The sequence below is a fragment of the Streptomyces sp. NBC_01314 genome, from assembly GCF_041435215.1.
In the GTDB taxonomy this organism is placed as follows: domain Bacteria; phylum Actinomycetota; class Actinomycetes; order Streptomycetales; family Streptomycetaceae; genus Streptomyces.
This window is the reverse complement of the sequence record NZ_CP108394.1, coordinates 4,121,749-4,137,216: the sequence shown is the minus strand read 5'-3', so window position 1 is coordinate 4,137,216 and position 15,468 is coordinate 4,121,749. Positions and strand designations below refer to the sequence as shown.

Genomic DNA, 15,468 nt, shown 5'->3' with positions numbered 1-15,468 from the left:
TGTCACGCCTGATTGAGCTCGAACCAGACAACCTTCCCCGCACTCAACCGAGTGGCTCCCCACCGCTTCGCCAGCCGATTGACCAGGTAGAGCCCACGGCCCCCCTCGTCCGTCGCCCGAGCCTGCCGAAGCCGAGGCAGCTGCGGCACGTCATCGGTCACCTCGCACCGCAGCACATCGGTCCGCAGCAACCGCAGGGTGACCGGCCGCGTCGCGTACCGCACCGCGTTCGTCACGACCTCGCTGATGAGCAACTCGACGGAGTCGGTCAACTCCTCCAGCCCCCACCGCGACAGGGCATGCCGAGCCAGCCGACGCGCCCGCCCCGGAGCCATCTCCTCCGGCTCCAGGAACCAGTACGCGACATCGCTGGGAGCGATCCCATCGAACCGTGCGGCAAGCAGCGCGATGTCGTCGTCCCGGTCCCCCGGGCCGAGCATGTCGAGCACCTCGTCGCACAGCGCTTCCAGTGGCGGCGGATGATCCGGCCCGGTCAACTGCGCGGTCGCGGCCAGCTTCTCCCGCAACTGCTCTATCCCGGTCCACACGTCCCGGAGCCGGGACTCCACGAGCCCGTCGGTGTACAGCAACAGCGTGCCACCGGCCGGCGCGTCCAGCTCGACCGCCTCGAAGTCCACGCCGCCCACACCGATCGGCGCACCCGGCGGCACCCGCAGCACCTCGGCACGCCCGCCCAGATGCAGCAGCACCGGCGGCGGATGCCCGGCGTTGGCGATGGTGATCCGGTGCGAGACCGGGTCGTACACGGCGTAGAGACAGGTCGCCATACGATCCGTACCGAGCCGCTGAGCCTGCTCGTCGAGGTGGTGCAGCACCTCCTGCGGCGGAAGATCCAGGCCCGCCAACGTCTGCGCGGTGGTCCGCAGCTGCCCCATGATCGCGGCAGAGGTCATCGAATGACCCATCACATCACCCACCACCAGCGCGACCCGGCTCCCCGGCAGGGGAATCGCGTCGTACCAGTCGCCGCCGACCCGCGCCGTCTCGGCAGCCGGCAGATACCGGTGCGCGAGCCGTACGCCGGTGCACTTCGGCAGCGCCTCCGGCAGCATTGTGCGCTGCAGCTCGTCGGCGATGTAGGCCTCGCGGCCGTACAGCACCGCCTTGTCGATGCCGAGCGCGCTGTGCGTGGCGAGCTGGGCGGCGACCAGCAGGTCGTCCTGCTCGAACGCCATCCGCTCCGGGCGGCGGAGGAAGACCGCCGCGCCGATCACCCGGCGCCGGCCGCGCAGCGGGGCGAGGATCGCCCGCTGACCGGTCGGTACGGTCAGTTCGGCGTCCGGCCCCAGCAGTTCGGGCAGCGCGTCGTGCGCGGCGGGAGCGTCCGCGAAGACCGGCCGTACGCCCCGCAGCACCTCGGCGAGCGCCCCGCCGGGCCGTACCTCGCACTGCTCGGCGGTGACGACCGCCAGATCGACGGGCTGTTCGGGCTGGAGCGCGGGCATGAAGCCGCCCTCGGTGTCCCGCTCCTCGGGGATCCGGTCGGTGCGGCGCAGCCGCAGCACCATGGGACCCGTGGGCCGCTCGTCGCCGACCGGCAGCGGCTCGCGCAGGTACACGAGGATCGCGTCCGAGAACGTCGGCACGGTGGCCCGGCACAGACCCATCACGATCTCGTCCAGGTCTATGCCCCGGGCGATCCGTCGGGTCGCGGCGCCCACGAACCGCAGGCGGTCGCCGTCCCGCCGCATGGGCATGGGGGCGCCGGGCGCCACTCCCTGCCCGCTGCGCCGCTCCAGGCTGCCGACGGTCCCGCCGGACCGGTCCGGTTCACCGCCGGGCTGCGCCGGGATGGTCTCCGGCGCGGGCCGCGGGCGGTGCGGGTCGGGCTCGGTGGCCGCGGGCTGGGAGTGCTCGGAGAGCGCCGGCTGGGCGTGCTCCGAGGGCGCCTGGCCGCTCTTCGGGCATGGGGCCGCGGTGTCGGGCTCGGCCTGTGCGTCACCCATGCGTGCCTGAGCGGGTAAAGCCGCGGCGGGCGCGGTTCGCAACGGCTCCTGGGTACGCAGGAGCGCCCCGCGGGGATCCGTGGGGCCGGCGCCGCTTTGCGGGCGCTCGTGGGAGGTGGGGTGCTCCGTCACGCGTGTCGAATCCATCCGTCCGGGACTGCGCGTTGTGTGCGCAGTGCGTCCCGCAAACCCGATACTTCGTCTCGCAGAAAGGCCGATACCCGGATTACGTGTCCTGGGAACGGAATTCCCACGTGGTCAGAGGCAGTTCCTGTGCCACACACGGTACCGGTGGTCTCGCCGAACGACAGTACTGCCCGTCCGTCAGGCCGTCTCCGGCTCGTTCCGGTGTAACCCTCGTACCCCTTGATCACGTCTTGCCGCCCCTCGGTGACGTACGGTCAAGCTCTGTCCGAACTGCGGGAGTTGCCCCAGTGAACTCTTGCGGAGGACGATCCTACGGTTCCGGACCGGGGGCGTAACAAGGGTCTCACGAGGACAAGTGAGCGGGCGTACGGTCCCAGTCGTCCGGGAGAGACGGTACTCCCCATGCCGGATTCGGGCGCCAGTGCTGCCAGCCGTCCGAGAACGGCGGGCCCCACGCGCGGATCACCTCCACCGCCGAACGACCCGCCTCCCTGACCCGCTCGGCCGCGTGAGCGTCCATCAGGCCGTCCTGCTGGGCCTGCGTGAACTCGTCCTCGTCGAGCCAGTTCCAGGACCGGTCCGGGTACACGCAGACATCCAGGAAATGATCCTCGGAGTCCACGCCGCCGTCCCAACGGGCCAGCGGCGTCTCCAGATTGACGTACCAGTTCTTGAAACGCCAACCCTGCTCCCAGAACAGCCACACGGACCACGGCTCGCCCGGCCGCGCCAGTTTGAGCACCCCGGTGCCCGACCAGCGGCCGAGCCGCACGCTGCGCGGCTTCTTGTACCGGGACGCGAGCGGTTCGGAGTTCAGCGAGGTGCCGTCCGCCAGCACGGGCCGTACACACTCGGTGCCGGGCGCCATCCACACGGCCAGCAGTTCCTCGTCGTCGCGTACGACCGTGACGGGGCGCGCGATATGGAAGCGTTCGCCGCCGTTCTCCCGGTAGCGCCACAGGATCTGACTTCCCGGCTTCCAGAACGCCGTCGCCCCGCCCGCTTCCGCTCGTCTCACCACTCCGTCGTCTCCCATGCGCAGATATTAGGTGTCATGCACATATGACGCTGCGGTACCGGTCATGGTTCACGCCTTGGCGGGAATCGGTTACCCGCACGACACCCACGACGGCTTGAACTCGCCGTCCGGTCACGGCCTTGTCATCCGCAGGACATCCAGCGCCTCGTCGAGCTGTTCCAGCGCCAGGTCGCCGCGCTCCACGTACCCGCTCTCCAGAACGACCTCCCGGATGGTCTTCCGCTCCGCCAGCGCCTTCTTGGCGACCTTGGCGGCCTCCTCGTACCCGATGTACTTGTTGAGCGGGGTGACCACGGACGGCGAGGACTCGGCGTACTCGCGGGCCCGTTCCCGGTGGGCGACGATCCCGTCGACGGTCCGGTCGGCGAGCAGCCGGGAGACGTTGGCGAGCAGCCGGACGGACTCCAGGACGTTCTTGGCGATGACGGGCAGCATGACGTTGAGCTCGAAGTTGCCGGACGCGCCCGCCGTGGTGACCGTGACGTCGTTGCCCGTGACCTGCGCGGCGACCATGAGCACGGCCTCCGGGATCACCGGGTTGACCTTGCCGGGCATGATCGAGGACCCGGGCTGGAGGTCCGGGAGGGAGATCTCCGCGAGACCGGTCCTCGGCCCCGACGCCATCCACCGCAGATCGTTGGCGATCTTCGTGAGGGACACGGCGATCGTACGGAGCTGACCGGACGTCTCGACGATCCCGTCCCGTGCGCCCTGCGCCTCGAAGTGGTCCCGGGCCTCGGTGAGCGGCAGCCCGGTGTCCCGCGCGACCTCCGCGATGACGGCGGCGGAGAACCCGGGCGGCGTGTTGATACCGGTCCCCACGGCCGTACCGCCCAGGGGGAGTTCGGCGAGCCGGGGGAGCGAGGCCTCCAACCGCTCGACGCCATACCGCACCTGGGCCGCGTACCCGCCGAACTCCTGGCCGAGAGTGACCGGTGTCGCGTCCATGAGATGCGTACGGCCGGACTTCACGACGTCGGCGAATTCCGCCGATTTGCGCTCCAGGGCCGAGGCCAGATGCGCCAGGGCGGGGATCAGGTCACGGGTGACGGCGGCGGTGGCGGCGATGTGGATGGATGACGGAAACACATCGTTGGACGACTGCGAGGCGTTGACATGGTCGTTCGGATGCACGTCCCGGCCGAGCCGCTCGCTCGCCAGGGTGGCGATCACCTCGTTGGCGTTCATGTTCGACGAGGTCCCGGACCCGGTCTGGAACACGTCCACCGGGAACTGCTCGTCCCAGCGCCCCTCGGCCACTTCCCCGGCCGCCTCCCGGATCGCCTCGGCGATGTCCTTGTCGAGCACGCCCAGTTCGGCGTTGACCGTCGCTGCGGCGCCCTTGATCCGGGCCAGGGCCTCGATGTGGGCGCGCTCGATGCGCTGCCCCGAGATCGGGAAGTTCTCGACCGCCCGCTGTGTCTGGGCCCGCCACTTGGCGTCCGCCGGCACGCGGACCTCGCCCATGGAGTCGTGTTCGACGCGGTAGTCACTCATGTCCGGTACAGCGTCCGGGCCGGTCGTGGTGTTCCCGGCCGTACCCCGTGCGGGTGAGAGTAAATTTCCGCACGCCGGTCAGCGACGAGTGGGCGCCCGTCGCGTACGCCATGGACGGCTCGGCGACGGGCAGGGGTGATGGTCAGGGGCGACAGGCAGGCGCGGCGGGGGGCGAGAAAATCGCTCCCCGGCCACCCGAACCCACTACCCACTACCCACTACCCACGCCCCACGACCCGCTACGCCAGCCCCGGCCCCCGCACCGGAATCGACGTGAACGTGGGCGCGGGCGCCGGGTCCTTGAAGAAGTCGTTGCCCTTGTCGTCGACGACGATGAACGCAGGGAAGTCCTCGACCTCGATCTTCCAGACGGCCTCCATGCCGAGCTCCTCGTACTCGACGACCTCGACCTTCTTGATGCAGTCCTGCGCGAGCCGGGCCGCGGGCCCGCCGATCGAGCCCAGGTAGAACCCGCCGTGCGCTCCGCACGCGTCCGTGACCTGCTGCGACCGGTTCCCCTTCGCCAGCATGACCTTGGAGCCGCCCGCCGCCTGGAACTGCTCGACGTACGAGTCCATGCGCCCGGCGGTCGTCGGACCGAAGGAACCGGACGCGTACCCCTCGGGGGTCTTCGCCGGGCCCGCGTAGTACACCGGGTGGTCCTTCAGGTACTGCGGCATCTCCTCACCCGCGTCGAGCCGCTCCTTGATCTTGGCGTGCGCGATGTCACGGGCCACGACCAGCGGCCCGGAGAGCGAGAGCCGCGTCTTCACCGGGTACTTGCTCAGTTCGGCGAGGATGTCGTCCATCGGCTGGTTGAGGTCGACCCGCACGACGTCGGACGCCTCGTCGAGGTGCTCGTCCGTCGTCTCCGGGAGGAACCGCGCCGGGTCCGTCTCCAGCTGCTCCAGGAACACACCCTCGGCGGTGATCTTCGCGACGGCCTGCCGGTCGGCCGAGCAGGACACGGCGATCGCGACGGGGCACGAGGCGCCGTGCCGCGGCAGCCGGACGACCCGCACGTCGTGGCAGAAGTACTTGCCGCCGAACTGCGCGCCGATCCCGATCTTCTGCGTGAGCTCGAAGACCTTCTCCTCCAGCTCCTTGTCCCGGAACCCGTGCCCGAGCGGCGACCCCTCGGCCGGGATCTCGTCCAGGTAGTGCGCGGAGGCGTACTTCGCGGTCTTCAGCGCGTACTCGGCGCTCGTACCGCCCACCACGATCGCGAGGTGGTACGGCGGGCACGCGGCCGTGCCCAGCGAACGGATCTTGGCCTCCAGGAACTTCATCATGGAGGCCTCGTTCAGAACGGCCTTCGTCTCCTGGTACAGGAACGACTTGTTCGCCGAGCCGCCGCCCTTGGCCATGAACAGGAACTTGTACGCGCCGCCGTCGGTGGCGTACAGCTCGATCTGCGCCGGCAGGTTCGACCCGGTGTTCTTCTCCTCCCACATCGTGAGCGGAGCCATCTGCGAGTAACGCAGGTTCAGGTTCAGATACGCGTCGTATACACCCTTGGACAGGGCCTTCTCGTCCCCGCCCTCCGTGAGCACGTTCTGCCCGCGCTTGCCCATGACGATCGCCGTACCCGTGTCCTGGCACATGGGCAGCACACCGGCGGCCGCGATGTTCGCGTTCTTCAGCAGGTCCAGGGCGACGAACTTGTCGTTGCCCGACGCCTCGGGGTCGTCGATGATCCGGCGGAGCTGCGCGAGGTGCGCCGGCCGCAGATAGTGCTGGATGTCGTGGATCGCCTCGGCGGCCAGCTTGCGCAGCGCCTCCGGCTCCACCTTGAGGAACGTGCGCCCGTCGGCCTCGAAGGTGGAGACACCCTCGGAGGTCACCAGCCGATACGGGGTGGTGTCCTCTCCCATGGGGAGCAGATCGGTGTACTCGAACTCAGGCATGTCGCCCATTCCTCACTCGACAAGACAGCACGCTGGCCTTCATCGGCAGCGCCCACCAGCGTAGAACCTGGCCGGGAGGGTGGGCTTGTGAGGTAAGGCTCAGTTCGTCTGCCGACGAGTTGTCCACACCCCTGGTCGCGATCTATCGCGAGTGGGTAATCTGCTGTCGTGGACCTTCAGAAGCGCCCCACCCAGGAACCTCCGTTGTCCTCTGCCGAGCTGCGCGCCTCCGACGCCGACCGCGACCGGATCGCCGACCTCCTGCGCGACGCCCTCGCCGAGGGCCGCCTCACCGCGGAGGAGCACTCCGAGCGGGTCGAGGGCGTGCTCGCCGCGAAGACGGTGGGCGAGCTGGACGTCTTCGTACGGGACCTGCCGGCCGGCCAGGCCCGCAAGGCGGGGCCGGCGTATGTGCCGCCGGTCTCCTCCGTGCCCAACCGCCCGACGCCGGGCGCCATCCCGATCGACCCCGACGACCGCCTGATGGCCGTCTTCAGCGCCTCGATGCGCAAGGGCCGCTGGCGGGCAGGCCGCCGCATCCACGCGTACGCGATATTCGGCAGCGTCGAGATAGACCTGAGCGAGGCGCTCTTCGAACACCGCCAGGTGATGATCAAGGCGATCTCGGTCTTCGGCAGCGTCGAGATCCGCGTTCCGGAGAACGTCTCGCTGCGCGGCAGCGGCGTCGGCATCCTCGGCAACTTCGAGGTGCACGCGCTGGATTCGGGTGAGAGCGACGCCCCCGTGGTCTATGTGGACGGGCTGGCCGTCCTCGGCAGCATCGAGGCGAGGCCCAAGCGGGGCAAGGTGATCTCCGACCTCCTCGGCCGGGTCACCGACCATGTCTCCCGCAGGGTGGACGATCATTTGCGCAAACACCTGGATCGTTGACGCTTGTGAATTCGACCACGCCCGGACACTGCCCGAAGGGATCCGATCCGGTTGTGGGCGCATGGTGTTGACGGCGAATCCCAGCGGATCGGGACTCGGTGCATAGGCCCGCGCACAGCGGGTAGGCCTTGCTGCATCGTCTCTCGCTCGCGAAGCCGTCGTCAGGAGTAGACCGTGCTGCATCCGCCGCATTCGTCCCTGCAGGTCGCTGCTGTTCCGCCCCAGCGGGTGCCAGTGCGCGACAGGGATCAGGACGCCCCGTGGCATACGGAGGCCGTGTGCCGGCGTGACGAGGCCGGGCTGTTCTTCGCCCCCTCCAAGGAACCCACCGCGTCCAGGCTCTCCCGAGAGGAAGCCGCCAAGCGCGTCTGTGCCCGCTGCCCCGTCATGGTCGAGTGCCGAGAACACGCACTCCTGCAACCCGAGCCCTACGGAGTCTGGGGCGGCCTGACGGCAGCCGAACGCAGAGTGGTCCTCGCCCGCCGACGTCGCCGGGATGTGGAACTGCAGAAGGCGGCGAGGACGACGGGATCGATAGCGGCCGCCGGCTGACACCACCGATACGCACGAGAAAGGCGCCCTCTCCGCACAAGAGGGCGCCTTTCCGGCGCCGGTTGGCCGCGCATTCAGGGGCGCGGGGAACCGCGCGATCAGCCACTACGAACCCGCAGCCCAAAACGGACCGCGGTCCCCAGCTCCCCCTGGCCAGCCGGCGGAGCTACTTGGCCTTCTCGAAGTCGATCGAGCTATAGGCCCGCAGCTTGCTCAACCGGTGCACCGAATCGATCCGCCGCACCGTCCCGGACTTCGACCGCATCACGATCGAGTCGGTCGTCGCGGTCTCCGAGCGGTACCGCACACCGCGCAGCAACTCCCCGTCCGTGATCCCGGTCGCCACGAAGAACACGTTCTCCCCGGACACCAGGTCATCGGTCATCAGCACCCGGTCGAGGTCATGCCCCGCGTCGATCGCCCGCTGCCGCTCCGCGTCGTCCTTCGGCCACAACTTGCCCTGGATCGTGCCGCCGAGGCACTTCACCGCACAGGCCGAGATGATGCCTTCGGGCGTACCGCCCACGCCGAGCAGCAGGTCGACACCCGTGCCCTCCCGCAGCGCCAGGATCGAGCCCGCGACATCCCCGTCGGAGATCAGCCTGATCCGCGCCCCGGCCTCCCGGATCTCCTTGATGATTCCTTCGTGCCGGGGCCGGTCCAGGATGACCACGGTCACATCGTCCGGCGCGGACCGCTTCGCCTTGGCGACCCGGCGGATGTTCACGGAGATCGGCGCGTTGATGTCGACGAAGTCCGCGGCCTCCGGTCCGGTGACCAGTTTGTCCATGTAGAAGACGGCGGACGGGTCGAACATCGTGCCCCGGTCGGCCGCCGCGAGTACGGCGATCGCGTTGGTCATGCCCTTGGCCGTCAGCGTCGTGCCGTCGATCGGGTCCACGGCGATGTCGCACTCCGGGCCGGTGCCGTCACCGACGCGCTCGCCGTTGAAGAGCATCGGGGCCTCGTCCTTCTCGCCCTCCCCGATCACGACGACGCCGTTCATCGACACGGTGGAGACGAGGGTCCGCATGGCGCGCACGGCGGCTCCGTCCGCCCCGTTCTTGTCCCCGCGGCCGACCCAGCGACCCGCGGCCATGGCGGCAGCCTCGGTCACCCGGACGAGCTCCAGGGCGAGGTTGCGGTCGGGGGCCTCGGAAGGGACTTCGAGCTCGGACGGCAGTTGGTGATTCTCGGTCATCGGAACGCACCTTTCTGATACGGCGACGGCCGGATGAGGGTTTAGCCCGACTCTATCGTCAGTCCGACAAAATGAGCAGGGGACCCCACGGATGAGCGGACCGGTGCACCTGCGACGATGAGGGCGTGGCAGGTACGAAAGGCAAGCAGACCGTTCGCGACATGGTCCTCTCCCTGGGGCTCATCGTGCTGGCGGCATGGGTCATCTATCTCTTCATCCCGCATGACGAGACCAGGCAGGAAGCCAAGCGCGTCGACTACCGCGTCGAGCTGCTGACGGCGCGTCGCGCGGCCTCCTACGCGGTGGTTGCCCCCGTGGGTCTGCCCGAGACCTGGAAGGCGACCTCCGTCCGCTTCCGGGGCGACGAGTCCGACCACTGGCACCTCGGCTTCCACGACCCCGACGGTCAGTACGTGGCGATCGAGCAGTCCGCCGAGAAGCCGTCCCGGTTCATCGCGGAGGCCACCCAGGACGCGAAGAAGACCGGGACCACGCAGGAGATCGGCGACGAGACCTGGACCCGCTACGAGGGCGAGCGCTACGACGCCCTCGTCCTGCAGGGCACGGGCTCCACGACCGTGGTCGCGGGCTCCGCTTCGTTCGACCGGCTGACGAAGATGGCTCAGGCACTCAGGACGGAGTGACCGGAGCGATCCACTCAGGACGGAGCGATCGGAGTGACCGCGCGGCGCGCGAGCCCGCAGCGAGACGAGCGCGGCGGTACGCACCTGCCGTGAACGCACGAGGGCCCCGGCGAGGTCGCCGGGGCCCTTCGTCACGTGTGGCTGCGGTGGGACTCAGACCGTGGTGACGACGTGGTCGAAGTCCAGACGCGGGGAGCGCGGGCGGGAGGCGCCCTCGCCGGGCCTGCCGATGTTGACGACCATCAGCGGGGTGTGGTCGTCGTCCAGGAACTCCTTCTGGACACCGGCGAAGTCGAATCCGGTCATCGGGCCGGCGGCCAGGCCGGCGGCCCGGACACCGATGATGAAGTACGCGGCCTGCAGGGCGGCGTTCATGCCGGCGGCAGACTCGCGGGCCGTGCGCTCGGCGAAGAAGAGGTCCTTGACCTGCGGGAGCGCCGGGAACAAGGTCGGCAGCTCCTCGTGGAACTCGTTGTCCGCGGCGAGGATCGCGACCAGCGGGGCGGTGGCCGTCTTGGCCCGGTTGCCCTCGGCCAGGTACGGCAGCAGGCGCTCACGGGCCTCGGCGGAGCGGATCAGCACGATGCGCAGCGGGGTCTGGTTGAACGCGGTCGGGCCGTACTTGACCAGGTCGTAGATCGCCTGCACCTGCTCCTCGGTCACCGGCTCGTCGGTGAACGTGTTCGCGGTGTGGGCCTCGCGGAACAGCAGGTCCTGGGCGGCGGAATCGAGAACGAGGGACATGGGGCAACCTTCGGGCGATGTCGGGGGTGTACGTCCTCGACCGTACGCGAGTGAAGTTCAATCTTCAACAAAAAGCGGGTCTGGTGATCCGCTTCACAGTGCCCGTTCACCGTGCACGCTTGCACGGGTCACGCGTTCTTGCCGTCCCGTCACGCGGTTTTGCCGTCCCCCTCCGCGTCCTCCGTCAGCGCCGCGTCCAGCCGTGCCCGTGCCCCGTCCAGCCAGCGGCGGCAGACCTTGGACAGCTCCTCGCCGCGCTCCCACAGGGCGAGGGACTCCTCCAGCGTCGTACCGCCCGCCTCCAGACGGCGGACGACCTCGATCAGCTCGTCCCGCGCCTGCTCGTACCCGAGGGCCCGGTTGGCCTCGGAGGCCCCGGCCGCCCCGGTCGTCCCGTCGGCCTCGCTCACGTTGCTGGTCATGCGACTCACCTTATGCGTCCCCTCCGACAGTCCCTGTGCCGTCGACGGTCCCTGTTCCGTCGACCCGGACGACGAACTCGCCCTCGGCCACCCGCGCCCGCAACGGCTCCTCCGGCCCGACCTCGCCGGGCGCGCGGACCACGTGCCCGTCGGCCTTCTGCAGTACCGCGTACCCCCGCTGGAGCGTCGCCGCGGGGGAGAGGGCCACCACACGCGCGTGCGTGTGAGTCAACTCCGAGACGGCGCGGTCCAGATGGTGCCCGAGGCAGCGGCGGCCCCGGTCGAGCAGCGAGGTCACATGGTCGGCGCGCTCGTCGATCATGCGGTGCGGATCCTCCATCGAGGGGCGCGCGAGAGCGTGCGCGAGCCCCCGCTCCTCCCGCTCCACGAACGACTCCACGCACCGCCGCGCCCGGTCCCGCAGCCACCGCACCCGCTCGTACTCCTCGCCCACGTCCGGCACGACCTTCTTGGCCGCGTCGGTGGGCGTGGACGCGCGCAGGTCCGCCACATAGTCCAGCAGCGGGGTGTCCGGCTCGTGCCCGATCGCCGACACGACCGGCGTACGACAGGACGCGACCGCCCGTACGAGCTGCTCGTCGGAGAACGGCAGCAGGTCCTCCACGCTGCCGCCGCCGCGCGCCACGACGATGACGTCCACGCCGTCCAGCGCGTCCAGCTCCTTCACCGCCTGCACGACCTGCGGCACCGCGTGCACACCCTGCACGGCGACGTTGCGCACCTCGAAGCGGACGGCCGGCCAGCGGCGCCGGGCGTTCTCCAGCACGTCCCGCTCGGCCGCGGAGGCCCGGCCGCACACCAGCCCGATCAGCTGCGGCAGAAAGGGCAGCGCCTTCTTCCGCTCCGGGGCGAACAGCCCCTCCGCGGCCAGCGACTTCTTCAGCTGTTCCAGCCGGGCCAGCAGTTCGCCGACCCCGACCGGCTTTATCTCGGTGGCCCGCAGCGACAGTTGCCCGCGCGGCGCGTACCACTCCGGCTTCGCCAGGACGACGACCCGCGCGCCCTCGCTCACCACGTCGGCCACCGTGTCGAACACCTGCCGGTAGCAGGTCACACCCACGGAGATGTCGTGCGACGGGTCCCGCAGCGTGAGAAACACGACGCCCGCGCCCGGACGCCGCGACAACTGCGTGATCTGCCCCTCGACCCACACGGCACCGAGCCGGTCGATCCAGCCACCGATGAGCCGGGACACCTCGCCGACGGGGAGGGGGGATTCGGCGGACGTGTTGAGAGCCATGTGGGGAGCGTAGCGGGGGGTGCCGACAAGGCCGCCCCACAGCTCGGGGGTTCGGGTGCGTCGGCGGGTGCCGGTCGTCGTGGTTGTTCGCGCAGTTCCCCGCGCCCCCGAAAAGCAAGGGCTGCGCCCCAGCTTTTCGGGCCCGCAGGGGCCTGGTCCTTGAGGGGCGCGGGGAACTGCGCGACCAGCCCCCACCGGACCCGCACCCGCCGACGAACCCAACCCACCACCCCCTCACCCGCTCCCACCGGCGGAGCCCGACGCGGGGGAACCCCTACGATGGAAGACATGACCGCTTCGCCTGGCCGCCGCCGTGTCCTCCTCGCCGCTCCGCGCGGCTACTGCGCGGGTGTCGACCGTGCAGTGATCGCCGTCGAGAAGGCCCTGGAGCAGTACGGGGCCCCGATCTACGTCCGCCACGAGATCGTCCACAACAAGTACGTCGTGCAGACGCTGGAGAAGAAGGGCGCCATCTTCGTCGAGCAGACGGAGGAGGTCCCCGAGGGGAACATCGTCATGTTCTCGGCGCACGGCGTGGCCCCGACCGTCCACGACGAGGCCGCACGCGGCAAACTCGCCACCATCGACGCGACCTGCCCACTGGTCACCAAGGTCCACAAGGAAGCGATCCGGTACGCCAAGGACGACTTCGACATCCTCCTGATCGGGCACGAGGGGCACGAAGAGGTCATCGGCACCTCGGGCGAGGCGCCGGACCACATCCAGCTGGTCGACGGCCCCGAGGACGTCGCCAAGATCGAGGTCCGCGACCCGTCCAGGATCGTCTGGCTCTCCCAGACCACGCTCTCCGTCGACGAGACGATGGAGACGGTCGGCGCGCTCAAGGAGAAGTTCCCGCTGCTCGTCTCGCCGCCCAGCGACGACATCTGCTACGCCACGCAGAACCGTCAGCTCGCCGTGAAGCAGATGGGCGCCGATGCGGAGCTGGTCATCGTGGTCGGCTCCCGCAACTCCTCCAACTCGATCCGGCTCGTCGAGGTCGCCAAGCTCGCCGGCTCCCGCGAGGCCTACCTCGTGGACTTCGCGAGCGAGATCGAGGAGGCGTGGCTGGAGGGCGTGGAGACCGTCGGCGTCACCTCGGGAGCCTCCGTGCCCGAGGTCCTCGTCGAAGAGGTCCTGGAGTGGCTCTCCCAGCGCGGCTACGAGGACGTCGAACTGGTCAAGGCGGCCGAGGAGTCGATCACTTTCTCCCTGCCGAAGGAACTCCGCCGCGACCTGCGCGAGGAGGCTGCGTCCCTGGTCGCCGAGCGCACCGGCCAGGACACCTGACCGTCTGACCCCCTGACCACACGCGTACGGCCCCGGAACGTGAAGGTTCCGGGGCCGTACGCGTTCCAGGACGTGAGGGTTCCGGTACCCGGCGGCGGTCGGGCACCTCGGCAACGTGACTGTCTGTCGTACGACGTAACGTAGGGCCATGCACATCTTCGGCGTGGACATCGGTGGTTCGGGGATCAAGGGCGCTCCCGTGGACCTGGACCTGGGCGACCTGACGGACGAGCGGCACAAGGTGCTGACCCCGCACCCGGCGACGCCCGACTCGGTCGCCGACGGGGTCAAGGAGGTCGTCGACCACTTCGGCTGGACCGGCCCGGTCGGCATCACCTTTCCCGGTGTGGTCACGGGCGGCGCCACGATCCGTACGGCGGCCAACGTCGACAAGAGCTGGATCGACGTCGACGCGCGCGCCCTGCTGAGCGAGCGGATCGGCGGTCTTCCGGTGACCGTCGTGAACGACGCGGACGCGGCGGGCGTCGCCGAGGTGCAGTTCGGTGCCGGGCGCGCCCGTCAGGGCACGGTCATCCTGCTCACCTTCGGCACGGGCATCGGCAGCGCCGTCTTCTCCGACGGCGTCCTTGTCCCGAACACGGAGCTGGGCCACCTGGAGCTGCACGGCCACGACGCCGAGACCCGCGCCTCCACCAAGGCCAAGGACGACCACGAACTGACCTGGGAACACTGGGCCAAGCGCGTCACCAAGTACCTCGCCCACGTCGAGATGCTCTTCTCGCCCGAGCTGTTCATCATCGGCGGCGGTGTCAGTCGCAAGTCCTCGAAGTTCCTCCACCTCATCGAGGACATCAGGGCGGAGATCGTCCCGGCCCAGCTGCAGAACAACGCGGGCATCGTGGGCGCGGCGATGCGGGCCGCGAAGGCTGGCTAGGACAGGACGGCCCCGAGGGCGGGGCCAGGGGACGGGCCGGGGGCCGGGCCGGGTAACGGCAGGCTCAGGACCAGGGCAGGCTCAGGAGTAGAGGAAAGCACGCTCAGGGGCGGACAGGCCGGTGAGCTGGAGTTCCGGTGACGTCGGCCGACATCTCCGGCGGCTTCGGCTAGTGACCTCGGGGGGCGGTGCGGCGGGGCCGGGCCTGAGGCCTCGGCGTCCGGGGCCCGACCGGCCGGTGGTCGTACGGGGGCAGGGCCTGGACACCAGGTGCCCGGACCAGACCCTGCCTACCTTGCCCACCGACCCGCGCCCGCGCCTCCCAGTTCCCCCGCTCCCGCTTCCTCTCCCGCTCGGCCGCCCGGCGGGCCATCAGCCGGAGCTTGCGCACGGTCACGATGACCCCGGCGACGAGCGTGCCGCCGTACAGCCAGCCCGCCTGCGTGGCGAGCGCGGTGACCAGGGCCATCAGATGCCCGGCGAGCCCGCCCTCGCCCTCGGCGAGCAGCGGCAGGCCGAACGCGAAGGCGATCGGCACGACGACGGGGGCGCTCGCCAGGTCGCCACCCCGCACCCACACCGCAGTCAATGCGCTGACCAGCAGGAACAGCACCCCGTACAAGACGGGGGACGCGCCGAACAGCAGCCGGTCGAGGCAGGCGAGCGCGAACATCGACACCCCGCAGAACACCCCGCAGCCCAGGTCGGTGAGACGTGGACTCGGCATCCGGCGCACGGTACGCGCGATGCTTCGCACGGCTCGGACCGGCGGCGGTACGGGCCCGCGCGCGACCGGAGCACGACGCGGCACGCTCGCGCCGGCGACCCGGCCCCCTCTGCCCGCCTGCGGGGGAAGAGGAGATGTGCCGCGCTGCGGCCCGGTCCGAGGGAGATACGGGGGATGCGTCCTTTGCTGCTGCTCCACTCGACCAACTTAGGTCGGTTAATGTGCCGAATGGGTTCAGAGACACGCTGTTGAGCGGACCTTGGCCAAGCGTTCGATACCTCGCC

The 15,468-nt window shown here is 69.9% G+C and carries 14 protein-coding genes; 5 read left to right on the top strand and 9 right to left on the bottom strand.

The annotated features are described in order from the left end of the window. Positions 1-2: 2 nt before the first annotated feature. The 4 genes from OG622_RS18070 to OG622_RS18055 all read right to left on the bottom strand — a co-directional run bounded on the left by OG622_RS18070 (position 3) and on the right by OG622_RS18055 (position 6,557). Positions 3-2,114 carry a SpoIIE family protein phosphatase gene (locus tag OG622_RS18070; RefSeq protein WP_371577207.1) on the bottom strand — a complete coding sequence of 704 codons (2,112 nt, stop codon included), beginning with the start codon at positions 2,112-2,114 and terminating at the stop codon, positions 3-5. Between the two features lie 343 nt (positions 2,115-2,457). Continuing rightward, the gene (locus OG622_RS18065) at positions 2,458-3,150 is read right to left on the bottom strand and encodes a DUF402 domain-containing protein (RefSeq protein WP_371577205.1); all 693 of its coding nucleotides are present in this window, start codon (positions 3,148-3,150) and stop codon (positions 2,458-2,460) included. Positions 3,151-3,264: 114 nt separating this feature from the next. Then, a complete protein-coding gene (locus OG622_RS18060; RefSeq protein WP_371577204.1) occupies positions 3,265-4,650 on the bottom strand; it encodes a class II fumarate hydratase in 1,386 nt (461 codons plus the stop codon). Between the two features lie 239 nt (positions 4,651-4,889). Then, a complete protein-coding gene (locus tag OG622_RS18055) occupies positions 4,890-6,557 on the bottom strand; it encodes a fumarate hydratase (protein WP_371577203.1) in 1,668 nt (555 codons plus the stop codon). Positions 6,558-6,725: 168 nt separating this feature from the next. Here OG622_RS18055 and OG622_RS18050 point away from each other — a divergent pair, with 168 nt between their 5' ends. Continuing rightward, on the top strand, positions 6,726-7,448 hold the full coding sequence (locus OG622_RS18050; protein WP_371577202.1) for a DUF1707 domain-containing protein: 723 nt from the start codon (positions 6,726-6,728) through the stop codon (positions 7,446-7,448). Between the two features lie 174 nt (positions 7,449-7,622). Beyond that, a complete protein-coding gene (locus OG622_RS18045) occupies positions 7,623-8,000 on the top strand; it encodes a WhiB family transcriptional regulator (RefSeq protein ID WP_371577201.1) in 378 nt (125 codons plus the stop codon). A gap of 166 nt (positions 8,001-8,166) precedes the next feature. Here the strand turns inward: OG622_RS18045 and glpX are convergent, their stop codons facing one another. Further along, entirely contained in the window at positions 8,167-9,201 is a 1,035-nt protein-coding gene (glpX, locus tag OG622_RS18040) for a class II fructose-bisphosphatase (RefSeq protein ID WP_371577199.1), read from the bottom strand. A gap of 125 nt (positions 9,202-9,326) precedes the next feature. Here glpX and OG622_RS18035 point away from each other — a divergent pair, with 125 nt between their 5' ends. Continuing rightward, on the top strand, positions 9,327-9,845 hold the full coding sequence (locus OG622_RS18035; RefSeq protein WP_371577197.1) for a DUF4245 domain-containing protein: 519 nt from the start codon (positions 9,327-9,329) through the stop codon (positions 9,843-9,845). A 153-nt stretch (positions 9,846-9,998) separates the two neighbouring features. Here OG622_RS18035 and OG622_RS18030 read toward each other — a convergent pair whose 3' ends face one another. The 3 genes from OG622_RS18030 to xseA all read right to left on the bottom strand — a co-directional run bounded on the left by OG622_RS18030 (position 9,999) and on the right by xseA (position 12,272). Next, positions 9,999-10,589, bottom strand: coding sequence for a malonic semialdehyde reductase (locus OG622_RS18030; protein ID WP_371577195.1), 591 nt, complete (start codon positions 10,587-10,589; stop codon positions 9,999-10,001). A 149-nt stretch (positions 10,590-10,738) separates the two neighbouring features. Beyond that, complete coding sequence (locus OG622_RS18025) at positions 10,739-11,011, bottom strand: exodeoxyribonuclease VII small subunit (protein WP_371577193.1); 273 nt, start codon at positions 11,009-11,011, stop codon at positions 10,739-10,741. 10 nt (positions 11,012-11,021) lie between these two features. Then, positions 11,022-12,272, bottom strand: a complete 1,251-nt coding sequence (gene xseA / locus OG622_RS18020) for an exodeoxyribonuclease VII large subunit (RefSeq protein ID WP_371577191.1) — start codon at positions 12,270-12,272, stop codon at positions 11,022-11,024. 279 nt (positions 12,273-12,551) lie between these two features. On the opposite strand from xseA, the gene OG622_RS18015 reads away from it, so the two are divergent. Together OG622_RS18015 and ppgK are read left to right on the top strand one after the other, a co-directional pair. Continuing rightward, positions 12,552-13,562 carry a 4-hydroxy-3-methylbut-2-enyl diphosphate reductase gene (locus tag OG622_RS18015; RefSeq protein ID WP_371577189.1) on the top strand — a complete coding sequence of 337 codons (1,011 nt, stop codon included), beginning with the start codon at positions 12,552-12,554 and terminating at the stop codon, positions 13,560-13,562. Between the two features lie 148 nt (positions 13,563-13,710). Beyond that, entirely contained in the window at positions 13,711-14,457 is a 747-nt protein-coding gene (ppgK, locus tag OG622_RS18010; protein ID WP_371577188.1) for a polyphosphate--glucose phosphotransferase, read from the top strand. A gap of 169 nt (positions 14,458-14,626) precedes the next feature. Here the strand turns inward: ppgK and OG622_RS18005 are convergent, their stop codons facing one another. Further along, positions 14,627-15,184: a DUF6542 domain-containing protein gene (locus OG622_RS18005; protein WP_371577186.1), complete on the bottom strand. Its 558-nt coding sequence runs from the start codon at positions 15,182-15,184 to the stop codon at positions 14,627-14,629. Positions 15,185-15,468 lie beyond the last annotated feature (284 nt).

Coding starts and splice junctions, on each gene's coding strand:
- OG622_RS18070 (WP_371577207.1), bottom strand. CDS start 2,114: ATGGATTCGACACGCGTGACGGAGCACCCCACCTCCCACGAGCGCCCG.
- OG622_RS18065 (WP_371577205.1), bottom strand. CDS start 3,150: ATGGGAGACGACGGAGTGGTGAGACGAGCGGAAGCGGGCGGGGCGACG.
- OG622_RS18060 (WP_371577204.1), bottom strand. CDS start 4,650: ATGAGTGACTACCGCGTCGAACACGACTCCATGGGCGAGGTCCGCGTG.
- OG622_RS18055 (WP_371577203.1), bottom strand. CDS start 6,557: ATGCCTGAGTTCGAGTACACCGATCTGCTCCCCATGGGAGAGGACACC.
- glpX (WP_371577199.1), bottom strand. CDS start 9,201: ATGACCGAGAATCACCAACTGCCGTCCGAGCTCGAAGTCCCTTCCGAG.
- OG622_RS18030 (WP_371577195.1), bottom strand. CDS start 10,589: ATGTCCCTCGTTCTCGATTCCGCCGCCCAGGACCTGCTGTTCCGCGAG.
- OG622_RS18025 (WP_371577193.1), bottom strand. CDS start 11,011: ATGACCAGCAACGTGAGCGAGGCCGACGGGACGACCGGGGCGGCCGGG.
- xseA (WP_371577191.1), bottom strand. CDS start 12,272: ATGGCTCTCAACACGTCCGCCGAATCCCCCCTCCCCGTCGGCGAGGTG.
- OG622_RS18015 (WP_371577189.1), top strand. CDS start 12,552: ATGGAAGACATGACCGCTTCGCCTGGCCGCCGCCGTGTCCTCCTCGCC.
- ppgK (WP_371577188.1), top strand. CDS start 13,711: ATGCACATCTTCGGCGTGGACATCGGTGGTTCGGGGATCAAGGGCGCT.
- OG622_RS18005 (WP_371577186.1), bottom strand. CDS start 15,184: ATGCCGAGTCCACGTCTCACCGACCTGGGCTGCGGGGTGTTCTGCGGG.